Genomic DNA, 14458 nt, shown 5'->3' with positions numbered 1-14458 from the left:
CGGGCGCCCGTTCAGCGGCGGGCAGCGCTGCGCAACTGGCGCTCGCGTTCGATGCCGCGCTCTTCTTTCTGCAGCTTGGTCTTGATGCGGTTGCGCTTGAGCGGCGACAGGTATTCGACGAATACCTTGCCCATCAGGTGATCCATTTCATGCTGGATGCAGACCGCCAGCAAGCCATCCGCGTCCACTTCGAAGAACTCGCCTTTTTCATTCTGGGCACGCACCTTGACCTTGGCCGGGCGTTCGACATCGTCGTAAATGCCGGGCACCGACAGGCAGCCTTCGTCGTAGACCTGCTTCTCGTCGCTGGCCCACAGCACTTCGGGGTTGATGAAGACGGTCAGCTGATCCTTGGTTTCGCTGATGTCGATGACGATCACGCGCTCGTGCACGTCGACCTGCGTGGCCGCCAGGCCGATGCCGGGTGCGTCGTACATCGTCTCGGCCATGTCGGCAACGAGGCGCGCAAGGCGCTCGTCGAACACGGTGACGGGCTTGGCGACCTTGGTCAGGCGCGGGTCGGGATAGCGGAGGATGTTCAGTTTCGACATGGGTGATCTGATATGAATGCTGGAAGCGGGATGGCAGTAGCAGAGTACTAAAAACGCAGGCTTCAGTGAAAGATGCAGTTAACACTGTAAAAACATGCTGGAGCAGGCGTCATGGATGTCGTCGATTCGTTCACGATTCGGCCATACAACAAAGCAACGCCTGAATCATGCCAACACGCATTGCGGCGTTATTCGGCTTGTCAGCTCAGGGTAAGTTGGGCAGAATGATTCCGTTCGGCAACTTCTTCGAACACTTCGCTTTCTCCCATGGTGACTTCGTCAAGCAATATGGAAGAAATGATATGGGAAAAACGGTATTGAGAAAAAAGCGTCGAAGAAGCAATAACCGGGCGTTTTTGGTGCCGAATCAACGGACATATTCAATGAAAAATTTTAGCACAGTCGGGGCGCGCCTGTTGGCCGCGATGGCGTTTTGCGGAACCACCGCCGGGGCCGCTGCCGCGCAGGAGGCCCGCTGCGAGTTCCGGGCGAACGCGCCGGACCAGCATATCGTCGCCAAGGGCGACACCCTGTGGGATATCGCCGGAACGTTCCTGCAGAAGCCCTGGTGCTGGCCGCACGTATGGGGCATGAACCGTGCCGGGATCGCCGATCCGCACTGGATCTATCCCGGCCAGGTCATCTGGTTCGACCGCGTCGCCGGGCGCCTGCGGCTGGGTAACAAGCTGGGCAGCAGCGATTCCGGGGTGGCGAAGCTGTCGCCGCAGGCGCGTACCGAGGGCCTGGGCAAGGATGCCATTCCCGCCATTCCGCCCGGTGCCATCGAACCGTTCCTGGCGCAGCCGCTGATCGTCGAGGCGGATGAGCTGAAGGACGCGCCGCGCATCGTCGCCACCGCCGGCAACCGGGTATTCCTCGGCAAGGATGACAAGGCCTATGTGCGCGGCAGCCTGAAGGGTGCCACCTCGTTCCAGGTCTTCCGGCCAGGCAAGGCGCTGCGCGACCCGGTCACGAAGGCCGTGGTGGGACAGGAGGCGCAATACCTCGGCACGCTGGCATTGCAGAAGGAAGCTGCGCCCGGCACGGACGTGCATACGTTCCTCGTCACCGGCGCCAGGGAAGAGATGGGCGTGGGCGACCAGCTGATGCGTACCGAGCCGGTGCCGATGCAGAACTACGTGCCACACCCGCCGGCGGTGCCGGTCGAGGCGCGCGTGCTGGCCATTTACGACGGCGTGGTGCACGCGGGCCAGAACCACGTGGTCTCGATCAATCGCGGAAAACTTGATGGGCTCGACGTCGGTGCCACCCTCCAGTTGTACCATGTCGGGCAGACGGTCACCGACAAGTCGGCCAGCAAAGGCTGGCACAACCTCGGCAACCCACAGGTCAAGCTGCCGGACGAACAGGTCGGCACCTTGTTTATCTTTCGTGTGTTCAAGCGCATTTCGTATGGCCTGATCATGCAGGCGACCGAACCGGTGGTGGTGGGCGACGTCGCCAGAACTCCGGAGTGACCCCGCCGTGCAAGCCACGGAAACCCTCTTTACGCATGGCGCTGGAACGGGCGCCGATTGCAGCATGCATTGCACGGCTTCCGGTGCTGATGAGCTGCTGGCCTGGCTGCGCCTGGCGATGATGCCGGGCCTGCCGCGCCATGCGGCCGCGCAACTGATACGAGCGCACGGCACGGCGCCCGCCGTGATCGAAGCGGCACGCGAACAGCGTCTCGCCGGCGTCGGTGTCGAGTTGCCGGCGGCAGCCATCGCCGCGCCGTTCGCACCGCGCGCACGCGCGGTCGCCGAAGCCACATTGCTCTGGGCCAGCCAGCCAGGCAATCATCTGCTGACACTGAATGACGCAGCCTATCCACCGCAACTGAAAGAGATTGCCGATCCGCCGGTGCTGCTGCATGCGCAGGGCAATCTCGCGCTGCTGTATGGCAAGGCGATCGGCATCGTCGGCAGCCGCACTGCCACGCAGCAGGGCAAGGCCAACGCCGGCAATTTCGCGCGTGCCTTGTCGGAGGCCGGCTTCACGATCGTGTCGGGTCTTGCGCTCGGTATCGACGCCGCCGCGCACCAGGGCGGCCTGGCAGGCCCTGGCTCGACCGTCGCGGTGGTCGGCACCGGCATCGACGTGAGGTATCCGGCATCGAACGCGGCCCTCGATGCGCGCATCCGCGCAGCCGGTTGCGTGCTCAGCGAATTCGCGCTGGGCACGCCCGCGCGCAAGCAGAATTTCCCGATCCGCAACCGCATCATCAGCGGCCTGTCGCGTGGCGTGCTGGTGGTCGAGGCGGCGGAGCAATCGGGCTCGCTGATCACCGCGCGTCTTGCCAACGAGCAGGGTCGCGATGTGTTCGCGATTCCCGGATCGATTCATTCGTCACTGGCGAAAGGTTGTCACAAGCTGATACGCGATGGCGCCAGGCTGGTCGAGACGGTGCACGATATCCTGGAAGCATTCGGTATCGGGCATGTTCGCGGCGAGGAAGCGATACTCGAAGAACTGACGCAGGCGGCCGATGTGTTGTTAGCCGCATTGACGTACGATCCAGTGCCCGCCGATGAACTGGCGGCAAGGCTGAATCTCGATCCGGCTGACACTCAGGCAAGTTTGCTTGCACTAGAGTTAGCAGGTGTTGTGGAACGGTTGCCAGGTGGTGTTTTTCAGCGACTCAAAAGGTGAAAAGCAAGGGTGCGGGTCTTGTGCCGCGCCGATTTATGCTGATAGAGTAGCGCCATGTTCGACATCCTTGTTTATCTCTACGAGACCTATTATCGCCCCGATGCATGCCCCGAACCGGCTGCGTTGGCGAAGAAGCTTTCCGCTGTCGGTTTCGACGACGTGGAGATTTCCGAGGCGCTGGTCTGGCTGAACGACCTGACCGAGATGGCCGGCGAGATGGCAGGTGTCGAACAGACATCGGCGACCTCGTCGACCGGCACGCGGTTCTACGTCGAAGAAGAGCAGGATGCTCTTGGCACGCAAGCCATCGGCTTTATCGCGTTCCTGGAAAGCGCGCGCGTGCTGTCTCCGCTGCAACGCGAAATCGTCATCGAGCGCGCGTTGGCGCTCGAGGAATCGCCCGTCAACCTGGGCAAATTGAAGATCATCGTGCTGATGCTGCTGTGGAGCCAGGGCAAGGAGCCGGACGCGCTGATGTTCGACGACCTGTTCGGCTCGGACGAAGAACAGGCGCCGCGCCTGCTGCACTGATCCCTGCCGCCAGCCGTGGCACGCAGGAACCGCCGCGGTCCATGGTGCGCTTGCCGCGCTTGCCTTCGTGGCTCCCTTGAAGTTGTTCCCGCTGCTGCTGTCCTGATGCAGCGCTCGTTCGCAGTGCCTGGATCGGCCGTCGGCGCATTCCCGTCTTCCCGGGCCCATCACTGAAAATAAATATCTGCAAGTATTCCCGCCGGCCGCCTTTGCGGCCGGATTGCATTGGTGTGGATGCTTGCGGTTTTCCCGCCTGCGCGATTATGATTGGCCCCTTGACAATAATGCCCGGGGCGAAAAATCCGGCACGAAGCGCGATGCCCATGTATCATGCGCCTGCCATACCCCCGGAGGCCGGCCGACGCGCCGCGCGCGACGCTGGCCCCCGCAGCAACCAAGCAAAAGCAAACCGAGAACAACAATCATGAGCAAAACCCTCATCATCGCCGAGAAGCCTTCTGTCGCGAACGATATCGCGAAGTCGCTTGGCGGCTTCACGAAGCACGATGAGTATTTCGAGTCCGAAGAATACGTGCTGTCGTCCGCTGTAGGCCACCTGCTGGAAATCGCGGTGCCGGAAGAGTACGACGTCAAGCGCGGCAAATGGAGCTTCGCGCACCTGCCGATGATCCCGCCGTACTTCGCGCTGAACCCGATCGCCAAGACCGAGAGCCGTCTCAAGGTCTTGAACAAACTGATCAAGCGGAAAGATGTCACGGCCCTCATCAACGCATGCGACGCGGGCCGCGAAGGGGAACTGATCTTTCGCCTGATCGCGCAGAACGCCAAGGCCAAGCAGCCGGTCAAGCGCCTGTGGCTGCAGTCGATGACGCCGAACGCGATCCGCGATGGCTTCGCGCACCTGCGCAGCGATGACGAAATGCTGCCGCTGGCCGACGCGGCACGCTGCCGTTCGGAAGCCGACTGGCTGATCGGCATCAACGGCACCCGCGCGATGACGGCCTTCAACTCGAAAGAGGGTGGCTTCTACCTGACCACCGTGGGCCGCGTGCAGACGCCGACGCTGTCGATCGTCGTCGAGCGCGACGAGAAGATCAAGAAGTTCGTGCCGCGCGATTACTGGGAAGTACGCGCCGAATTCGTCTGCGCCGCCGGCGTGTACGAAGGCCGCTGGCTCGACACGGGCTTCAAGAAGGACGAGAACGATCCGGAGAAACGGGCCGAGCGCCTGTGGAGCAAGGCGGCCGCCGATTCGATCGCGCTGGCATGCAAGGGCAAGCCGGGCATCGTCAGCGAGGAATCGAAGCCGACCACCTCGATGGCGCCCGCGCTGTTCGACCTGACCAGCCTGCAGCGCGAGGCCAACGGCCGCTTCGGCTTCTCGGCCAAGAACACGCTGGGCCTGGCACAGGCGCTGTACGAGAAGCACAAGGTACTGACCTATCCGCGTACCGATTCGCGCCACCTGCCCGAGGACTACCTGCCCACCGTGAAGTCCACGCTGGAAGTCGTCAAGCAAAACCCCAACTACCACCAGTTCGCCAAGCAGATCCTGGACAAGGGCTGGGTCAAGCCGAACAAGCGCATCTTCGACAACACGAAAATCTCGGACCACTTCGCGATCATCCCTACCGGCATCGCGCCGAAAGGCTTGTCGGAGCCGGAACAGAAGCTGTACGACCTCGTCACGCGCCGCTTCATGGCCGTGTTCTTCCCGGCCGCCGAATTCCAGGTGACCACGCGCTTCACCGAAGTCTCGGGCCACCAGTTCAAGACCGAGGGCAAGGTGATGACCAACCCCGGCTGGCTGGCCGTGTACGGCAAGGACACCACCGACGACAAGGAAGGTGGCGGCAACCTGGTGCCGGTGGCCAAGGGCGAGAAGGTACATACCGACAAGGTCAATGCGAACGGCCTCGTGACGAAGCCGCCCGCGCGCTACACGGAAGCGACGCTGCTGTCCGCGATGGAAGGCGCCGGCAAGCTGGTCGACTCGGATGAATTGCGCGATGCGATGGCCGGCAAGGGCCTTGGCACGCCGGCCACGCGCGCGGCGATCATCGAGGGCCTGCTGACGGAAAAATACCTGATCCGCGAAGGCCGCGAACTGATGTCCACGGCCAAGGCATCGCAGCTGATGACGCTGCTGCGCGGCCTGGGTGTCAGCGAACTGACCGCGCCGGAACTGACCGGCGAGTGGGAATACAAGCTGTCGCAGATGGAAAAGGGCCGTATCTCGCGCGAGGAATTCATGCGCGAGATCGCGCAGATGACGCAGATTATCGTCAAGCGCGCCAAGGAATACGACAACGACACGATCCCTGGCGAATATGCGACGCTGGTAACGCCGTGCCCGAACTGCAGCGGCGTGGTCAAGGAGAACTACCGCCGCTTCGCCTGCACGAAGTGCGAATTCTCGATGACGAAGACGCCGGGCAGCCGGCAGTTTGAAATCGCCGAGGTGGAAGAGCTGCTGAAGAACCGCACCATCGGTCCGCTGCAGGGCTTCCGCTCGAAGATGGGCCGGCCGTTCGCCGCCATCCTGCGCATCGCGCGCGACGAGGACATCAACAACTTCAAGCTCGAATTCGACTTCGGCCAGAACGACGACGAAGGCGAGGATGGCGAAGGCGTCGACTTCACCGGCCAGACAGCGCTGGGCCCGTGCCCGAAGTGCAACGGCGGCGTGTATGAAATGGGCCTGGCCTATGTTTGCGAGCACAGCGTGGCGAAGCCGAAGACGTGCGACTTCCGCAGCGGCCGCATCATCCTGCAGCAGGAGATCCTGCCGGAACAGATGGCCAAGCTGCTGAACGAAGGCAAGACCGACCTGCTGCCGGGCTTTGTCTCGCAGCGCACGCGCCGGCCGTTCAAGGCCTTCCTCGTGCGCGGCAAGGATGGCAAGATCAGCTTTGAATTCGAGCCGCGCAAGGAAAAGCCGGCCGCGAAGGGCAAGGCGGCCGCTGCGCCGGAAGGAACGGAAACGCAGGCCGACGAGGCGACACCGGCGAAGAAGCCGGCGGCGAAGAAAGCCGCGGCCACCAAGACGGCTGCGGCGAAATCGGCGGCGACGAAGACGACGGCGGCGAAAAAAGCGCCGGCGAAGAAGGCGGCGGCGAAGAAGGCCGTGCCGACGGAGTAAGCCGAACCAGCTGGTCCGGCAGGACGAAACGGGGCCCCTGCGGCCCCGTTTCGCTTTTCGGCGCAGGCTGCTGATAGTCCATATAACACCTGTAAGTATCATGCCAAGACAATGGCAATTGCCTGTAATTGCCGGTATGGATGCCACGCGACACTTCGTTTAAAATTGCCGTCTGGCAAGTAAGCATGTGATAGACTGCTGCGTTTTCAGGCAACTCATCCGCACCTCGCGTGCTTTTCTCCATGAAAAATCTGACCATCGGCACCCGCCTCGCCGCGGGCTTCGGCCTCGTTCTCGCCATGACCATCCTGATGACCGCTTTCGGCATCTACCACATGCAGGCCGTTGCCGACGCAACGCGCGACATGATGCGCGAGCCGCTGGCCAAGGAGCGCATGGTCGGCGACTGGTACCGGCTGATCCACACCAGCGTGCGGCGGACGTCGGCGATCGCCAAGAGCAGCGATCCGTCGCTGGGTGCGTTCTTTGCCGAAGACCTCGCCAACTCCACGAAGGAAATCAACGGCTTGCAGAAGAAGGTCGAAGCACTGCTGGCCACGCCGGCGGAACGCGAAGCGTTTGCGCGCATCGGCGAGGCGCGCAAGCGCTACACCGGTTCGCGCGACAGGATCGTGGCACTGAAGAAGGAAGGCAAGTTCGACGAGGCCGACGAAGTGCTGATGAAGACGTTCCAGCCCGATGCCGCCGCCTACCAGGGCATCCTCAACGAATTGCTGGAACTGCAGCGCAGGGCGATCGATGCGCAGGCAGTGCATATCGACGAAGAGTTCCGCGGCAACCGCCGGTTCCTGATCCTGTGCGGCGCCTTCGTGCTGGCGCTGGGGGCGTTCTGCGCCTGGTGGCTGACGCGCGGCATCGTGGTGCCGCTGAACCGGGCGGTGGAGATCGCCTCCAGCGTGGCCAACAACGACCTGCGCAGCGATATCGCCGTCACGTCGAGCGATGAGACCGGCCGCCTGCTGGGCGCGCTGAAGACGATGAACGACGGGCTGGCCAGCATCGTTACCCAGGTACGCAGCGGCACCGAGCACATGTCGAGCGCATCGAGCCAGATCGCGGCCGGCAACATGGACCTGTCGGCACGCACCGAGCAGCAGGCCGGCGCGCTGGAGGAAACAGCATCGTCGATGGAAGAGCTGACGTCGACCGTACGCCAGAACGCGGACAATGCGCGCCAGGCCAACCAGCTGGCCGTCAGCGCCTCGGAAGTCGCCGTGCGCGGCGGCGCGGTGGTCGGCGAAGTGGTGCGGACGATGGAATCGATCAACGCGTCGGCCAGGAAAATCGTCGACATCATCGCCGTCATCGATGGCATTGCGTTCCAGACCAATATCCTGGCCCTGAATGCCGCCGTGGAGGCGGCGCGGGCCGGCGAACAGGGGCGCGGCTTCGCCGTCGTGGCCGGCGAAGTGCGCAACCTCGCGCAGCGCTCGGCGGCCGCCGCCAGGGAAATCAAGACGCTGATCGGCGACTCGGTCGGCAAGGTCGACGCTGGCAGCAGGCTCGTCGAGCAGGCCGGGCAAACGATGGCCGAAGTGGTGCACAGCATCCAGCGCGTGACCGACATCATGGGCGAAATCACCACCGCCAGCGCGGAGCAGAGCGCCGGCATCGAGCAGGTGAACGGGGCCATCGCCGACATGGACGGCGTGACGCAGCAGAACGCCGCGCTGGTCGAGGAAGCCGCCGCCGCCGCCGCATCGATGCGGCAGCAGGCGGAAGCGCTGGCGGCCGTGGTGGCCGTGTTCAAGGTGGCGTGAGGCCTGCTTCGGCGGATCCCCGCGCCACCGCCATCGGCGGTATCAATCCTTCAGGTCGGCCGGCACCTTGCCGCCGTTGGCGGCCAGCTTGTTCATCACCTGCCGGTGCAGCCACACGTTCATCTTGGCCGAATCGCCCGTGTCGCCCGTGTAGTGCAGTTCCTGTGCGAGTTCCTTGCGGGCCTGCAGGCTGCTGTCCAGGTCCAGCAGTTTCAGCAGGTCGACGATCGAGGTACGCCAGTTCAGCGGCTGGCCTGCCTGCTGCGCCTTGCCGTTCAGGATCGCTTCCACATCCACTTCCGACAATGCGGCAGGCTGTGCCGGCGCGGCCGGCGACTGGGCCGCGGTCGCGGTGGCCGGCGAAGCAGGAGCGGCCTGCGGCGCTGCCGCGGGGGCGGCGGCAGGTGCCGGTGCCTGTTTTTGCTGTGCCACGGCCGGGTGCGACGAAGGGAAGATCTTGTGGAAGATATTGCTGAGGATACCCATGGAATGCCTCCTGTAAGGATGAGTGGGTTGGATCAGTTGCGGTTCGCTTGCGCGATCTTGCCGAGCACGATCGCCAGCGCGGCACCGCCCAGTGCCTGCACCAGTTGCGGGTGCTCGGCATAGAAATCGCCGATGCGGTCGACGATGCCCGGGTTGTGCTGCTCGGCCGTGGTGGCGATTTCCTCCACCTGCTGCGGCGTGATCTTTTCCGCCTGCTCCGGCGTCACCTGGGGCTGGCCGTTCTGGCCGAACAGGTTGCCGACGCCCCCGGCCAGCGCCGCCAGCATGGCCGGGCTGACGCTGGCGAGCAGCTGGTTCAGCATGCCGGCACGCTGTTGCGGGTCGCTGCGGCCGAACAGCTGGCTGACCATCTGTGCGAACGGCGGGGTCTGGTCGGAACGGAGCGCTTCGGTGACACCTTGCGCAACTGCGCCGCGCGGCGCCTGCTGTGCCGCCTGCGGGAAATCCTGTTCCGCGCGGGCGGGGTCGATGGCCCCGCCGATATATTGCTGTAACAGATTGCCGAGATCGAATGCCATTGCCGTCTCCTGAGTGAAGGACAGCCGCCAGCATAGCGTCGATCGCGGCGCGGGTCTGTTCGCGGCTTAACTATCAACGGCAGCGATAACCGCCGTCGCCGCGCTCCGTTCCATCATTGCGGTGCCGCCATGTCCACGGCGATCATGTTGTCGTCCGGCTTGCGATCGATCAGCTTGTTGTCCGGATCGATGCCGGCCCGGGCCGGCCGGCCGGCGACGACCAGCGTGACCGTGCTTTCGCGGCGATCGATCAGGCGGCGTTCGCGCAGCAGCGGCTTGCCGTCCTCGTCGTCGACGCCGATGTCGATCAGGTCGGCCAGGCGGGTTTCCTTTTCGGCGCCCAGTTCGTCCGCGCGCAGCTTCGCCGCGTGCATGGTCAGCCGCACTTCATAGCGGCCGTCGGCGCGGCGCTTCGCCGTGGCCTCGAGCGCGCGGTTGTCGTACAGGACGATCGCATTGAACAGGTCGTCGATCAGGTAAGCCTGGGCCGCGGGCACCACGGCACGCAGCCCGTCCACCAGCGCAGTCACGCTGGGGTAGGGATCGCCACGGTAGGCATACTGCTTCAGCAGGCCGCGCAGCACCGCGTTGACGCGTTCCTCGCCGATCACGTCCTGCAGCTGGTACATCGCCAGGCTGCCCTTGCGGTAGTGAATGTAGTCCTGGTCCTCATTGTCCGCCAGCGGCAGCTCCTTCTTGTTCTCCATGGCGCGGCCATGCAGGTACATGTCCAGGTCGTAGCGCAGGAAGCGGCGCATGCGGCCGGGGCCGAACGTGCGTTTCATGACCATCAGCGCGGAATACTCCGCCAGCGTTTCGGACAGCACGGTGGCACCGCGCGTATTGCCGCCCACCAGCTGGTGGCCCCACCACTGGTGGGCCAGCTCGTGCGCCGTCACGTAGTACGGATAGTCGATGTCCTTCGGATCGCGGTCGTCCACTTCGGCGATGAAGCCCATGCCTTCCGAGAACGGAATCGTGTTCGGATACGACTGCGCATGGGACCGGTAGCGGGGGAACTCGACGATGCGCAGGATCTTGTGCTGGTAGGGCCCGAAATTGCGCGTGTAGTAATCGAGCGCATCCTTCGCGCCTTTCGTCATCCGGTCCAGGTTGTATTCGTGGCCGGGATGGTAGTAGATCTCGATGCCGACGTCCTGCCACCAGTCGTGCTTGACCACGTAGCGGGCCGACTGGAACGAATAGAAATTCAGGATCGGCTTGTCCATCCGGTAGTGGAACCAGCGGCGGCCGTTTTTCGTCCATTCCTTTTCCAGCGTACCGGGAGCGATCGCGGTCTGGTCCGCATCCGTGGCGATCACGGCATCGAACGTCACCCAGTCGGCATCGCTGCCCAGCATGTTGCTGGCCAGGCCCTTCGGGTCGTCGCGCGGCAGCGCCCGGTCCTGTACCGGCAGGTCGTGCCGCTTGCGGTCGCGCGGATCGCTCAGTTCGCGGTCGCGCTGGTAGCCGATGTGCGGCAGGATCGTATTGTTGAAGAAGGTGCCGTTGGCCAGCACCGGAGTGTCCTTGCCGAGGCCGAAGAAGCCGTTCGGCGCCCAGGACATCTCGAAGTCCAGCGGCAGCGTGGCGCCCGGCGCCAGCGGCTGCGCCAGGGCATGGCGATAGAAGCCCAGTTCCCGGTCCGCCAGCGTGACGCGGCTGCCGGTGCCGAACGCCAGCGGCCGCAGCTCGGCCTGGGGATCGATGCTGACAAGGACCGAGGTGATCGGCACCGCGCCGCGATTGGCCAGCAGGTAGCGGCCCTTGACCACCAGCCGGCGCTGCGCCGGCATGATCTCCATGCGCAGCGCCACGTCGGTGATGCGCGGCTGCGCCAGACCGGCCGTGGCCTTGTACTTGCGTTCGTAGTCCGCGCGGTGGGCATCGCGCCGGAACGGCGACTGGAATTCGTTGGCCACGTTCAGGTTGTAATACAGGATCGCGCCGGTCGTCGCCATCACGGCAAAGCCGATGCCGAAGCCGGCCAGCACGGGCAGGGTCAGCGCGCGGCGCGCCAGCTGCAGGCGGGTGCGCCATTCGTCATTGGCGCCGCGCGGCCAGAACACCCGCGTGGCCACTGCCAGCATCAGCGCCGCTCCGGCCCAGTACAGGTGATACCAGTGCTCGCGCACCAGGTAGTGGCCGAAACCGTTCATGTCCGAATAGCGCATCGGCGGTGTCCACGCATACAGCACCATCGGATGGTCGTAGCCCGCCGTCGGCATCACGATGGTGGCCATGTAGTACAGGATCATCACGAAGAACGCCACGTACTTGTGACCGATCAGCACCTGCATCGCGATCGCCAGCACCGCCAGCAGCGCATAGAACGGCAGCTGCACCGCGTAGAGGTTATGCAGGTACTGCAGCGGTTCGAGATGGAAATAGCCGCGGAACACCTGTACCGACATGCCGCATGCCATCACCAGCAACAGCAGCAGCGCCTGCAGCGCGACCAGCGCCATGAGCTTCGACGCCATGGGCAGCCAGCCCGGTACCGGCAGCGCATCGAGCATCAGCGCCATCCGGTGCTCGCGTTCGCGCCATACCATCTCGCCCGCGTAGAACGTGGTTACCACCAGCATCACCAGCGCGAACGCCTGCGACATCGTTTCGATCACCATGTACGTGACCGGGTAGGTGGTGGTGCCCCACATCGATCCCAGCTCGAGCGCGCTGGCATACATCAGCAGCACGCCGGCCAGCAGGAGCACGAAGAAGTACACGTTCTTCACCGTTTCGCGCAGGTTCATCCAGCTGAACTTGAACAGCAGCAGTGTCAGGCTGCGCGACGCGAAATCGGGCGTTTCGGCGGTGCGCGTGGCGGCAGCGCTGATGCGCAGCGGCACATCGCCTTCGCCGCGCGCCGCGCCGTGGCTGTCGACGGTGCTGACGAAATGGAAGCGCCAGTAGCCGAGCAGCAGCGCCACCAGCGCGAACGCACACCAGATCGCGCGGTTCAGCAGGTACACCCCTTCAGGCAGCACCAGCCGCGTGCTGCGTTCGGCGATCGGCCAGTATTCGGTCAGGCGCAGCAGCGCGGCGGTGCCGAACGGATCGATCAGCGCGGCCACCATCTTGTAGTCGAGGTCGCGCGCCAGGCCGGGCGCCACGATATACCCGATCAGCATCACCACGCTGCTGATGTACACGGGCAGCATGCGCCGCGTCAGCGCCGCCAGCACGAAGAAGATGGCCCCGAAGATGAACAGGTTCGGCAGCAGGATCAGCACGTAGGGCAGCAGGTAGGCTTCGGGCCTGAAGGGGCCGAGCCGTTCCGGGTCCATGCCCGGCAGCCAGTGGCCCAGCAGGATGCCCAGCAGGATGCTGGAGAAGATCACCACCAGCACCAGCCAGGCGCCAAGGAAGCGTCCGAACATGTACTGGAACTTCCTGAGCGGCGCCGAGAAGAAGAAGTGGTGCATGTCGTATTCGAAGTCCTGCTGCACCGCGCGGCCCATCACGGCGGCAATCACGATCACGCCGAAGCTGCCCAGCACACTGGCGGCCAGCATGATCGAGCGCGGCCCGTTGATCAGCACCTTGCCGCCGAACGTCAGGCTGAACTCCTTGAACACGCCGCCGGCGCCGGCCATCCACAGCATCGCCAGCGCCAGGAACATCAGGAAGTACACCCACGTCGACAGCAGCCGCAGCCGCTGCTTCGCTTCGAACAGCGCGATTTCCAGCATGGCGCCCTTTCAGTCGCACGCGTCGGCCGCATGGCGGCCGGCGATGGTGGCGAAGTACACGTCTTCCAGGTCGCCGATGGCTTCCTCGAAGCCATCGCCCGGGTCGTCGTCGCTGTAGGCGTGGATCAGCGTGCGGCCGGACAGCAGCCGTGTGGAGATGATCGTGTGGCGCTGCTGGAAGTAGGCCAGCTCGCGCTTGTCGATGAAACGTGCCCAGATCTTGCAGCTGATGTCATCGATCAGCTCCTGCGTGGCGCCGGTAAGCAGCAGTTGCCCCTTGTTGATGATGGCCATGTTCGAACACAGGTCGGCCACGTCGCTGACGATGTGCGTGGAGAGGATCACGGTGCGCTCGTCGCCGATATCGGACAGCAGGTTGTGGAAGCGCACCCGCTCCTGGGGATCGAGGCCGGCGGTCGGCTCGTCGACGATGATCAGCCTGGGGTCGCCCAGCAGGGCCTGGGCGATGCCGAAGCGCTGGCGCATTCCGCTGGAGAAGGTCCCCAGCTTCTGGTTGCGCACGTCGAACAGGTTGGTCTGCTGCAGCAGGCCGTCGACCACTTCGCGCCGGCGCGTGCGGTGCGACAGGCCCTTCAGCACGGCGAAGTGATCCAGCAGTTCATAGGCGGTGACTTTCGGGTACAGGCCGAAATCCTGCGGCAGGTAGCCAAGCCGGCGGCGCACTTCGTCTTTTTCGTCGAGCACGTCGAGGTCGCCGAAGAAGACCGAGCCGGTATCGCATTCCTGCAGCGTGGCGAGGATGCGCATCAGCGTCGACTTGCCGGCGCCGTTCGGCCCCAGCAGGCCGAACATGCCGGCCGGGATGGCCAGCGTGATGTTGTCCAGCGCGACCACGCCGTTGGCGTAGGTCTTCGACAGGTTGCGGATGCGTAGTTCCATGCTTACTCCTGGGTTATGCGGCGCAGCATGGAGCCGTCGCTGCCATCCGTTCCTTTGTACAGCATTGTATTGAATCGTCGACATAAGGGTTGCCGCCTTGCGACAGCCCGCGCAATCCGGGCGCCAGAGTGCGCAAACGGGGGATTGGCCGAGCCGGTTCTTACTGTCGAGCTGAAAGGTGGCCAAGGGTAGCAAGCGCAACCGCTGGTGACAAGGTGGA

The 14458-nt window shown here is 64.2% G+C and carries 10 protein-coding genes; 5 read left to right on the top strand and 5 right to left on the bottom strand.

Annotation, left to right across the window (positions count from 1 at the left end; translation table 11 throughout):
- Positions 1-11: 11 nt before the first annotated feature.
- Entirely contained in the window at positions 12-551 is a 540-nt protein-coding gene (gene def / locus ACY34H_RS20100) for a peptide deformylase (RefSeq protein ID WP_464979234.1), read from the bottom strand.
- Positions 552-934: 383 nt separating this feature from the next.
- On the opposite strand from def, the gene ACY34H_RS20095 reads away from it, so the two are divergent.
- The 5 genes from ACY34H_RS20095 to ACY34H_RS20075 all read left to right on the top strand — a co-directional run bounded on the left by ACY34H_RS20095 (position 935) and on the right by ACY34H_RS20075 (position 8618).
- A complete protein-coding gene (locus ACY34H_RS20095) occupies positions 935-2029 on the top strand; it encodes a LysM peptidoglycan-binding domain-containing protein (protein ID WP_464979233.1) in 1095 nt (364 codons plus the stop codon).
- Positions 2030-2036: 7 nt separating this feature from the next.
- On the top strand, positions 2037-3203 hold the full coding sequence (gene dprA, locus ACY34H_RS20090; protein ID WP_464979232.1) for a DNA-processing protein DprA: 1167 nt from the start codon (positions 2037-2039) through the stop codon (positions 3201-3203).
- Positions 3204-3257: 54 nt separating this feature from the next.
- Positions 3258-3734, top strand: coding sequence for a Smg family protein (locus ACY34H_RS20085; protein WP_464979231.1), 477 nt, complete (start codon positions 3258-3260; stop codon positions 3732-3734).
- A 424-nt stretch (positions 3735-4158) separates the two neighbouring features.
- A complete protein-coding gene (locus tag ACY34H_RS20080) occupies positions 4159-6837 on the top strand; it encodes a DNA topoisomerase III (protein ID WP_464979230.1) in 2679 nt (892 codons plus the stop codon).
- 242 nt (positions 6838-7079) lie between these two features.
- A complete protein-coding gene (locus ACY34H_RS20075; RefSeq protein ID WP_464979229.1) occupies positions 7080-8618 on the top strand; it encodes a methyl-accepting chemotaxis protein in 1539 nt (512 codons plus the stop codon).
- 42 nt (positions 8619-8660) lie between these two features.
- Here ACY34H_RS20075 and ACY34H_RS20070 read toward each other — a convergent pair whose 3' ends face one another.
- The 4 genes from ACY34H_RS20070 to ACY34H_RS20055 form a co-directional block, all read right to left on the bottom strand.
- Positions 8661-9104, bottom strand: coding sequence for a DUF3597 domain-containing protein (locus ACY34H_RS20070; protein WP_464979228.1), 444 nt, complete (start codon positions 9102-9104; stop codon positions 8661-8663).
- Positions 9105-9136: 32 nt separating this feature from the next.
- Positions 9137-9643 (bottom strand): hypothetical protein, encoded by a 507-nt coding sequence (locus ACY34H_RS20065; RefSeq protein ID WP_464979227.1) that lies wholly within the window; start codon positions 9641-9643, stop codon positions 9137-9139.
- Positions 9644-9756: 113 nt separating this feature from the next.
- A complete protein-coding gene (locus ACY34H_RS20060) occupies positions 9757-13338 on the bottom strand; it encodes an ABC transporter permease/M1 family aminopeptidase (protein WP_464979226.1) in 3582 nt (1193 codons plus the stop codon).
- A 9-nt stretch (positions 13339-13347) separates the two neighbouring features.
- Positions 13348-14238, bottom strand: coding sequence for an ABC transporter ATP-binding protein (locus ACY34H_RS20055; protein ID WP_464979225.1), 891 nt, complete (start codon positions 14236-14238; stop codon positions 13348-13350).
- Between the last annotated feature and the right edge of the window lie 220 nt (positions 14239-14458).

The sequence above is a fragment of the Pseudoduganella sp. jia 9 genome, assembly GCF_055502615.1.
This window is presented reverse-complemented; position numbering and strand designations above follow the sequence as displayed.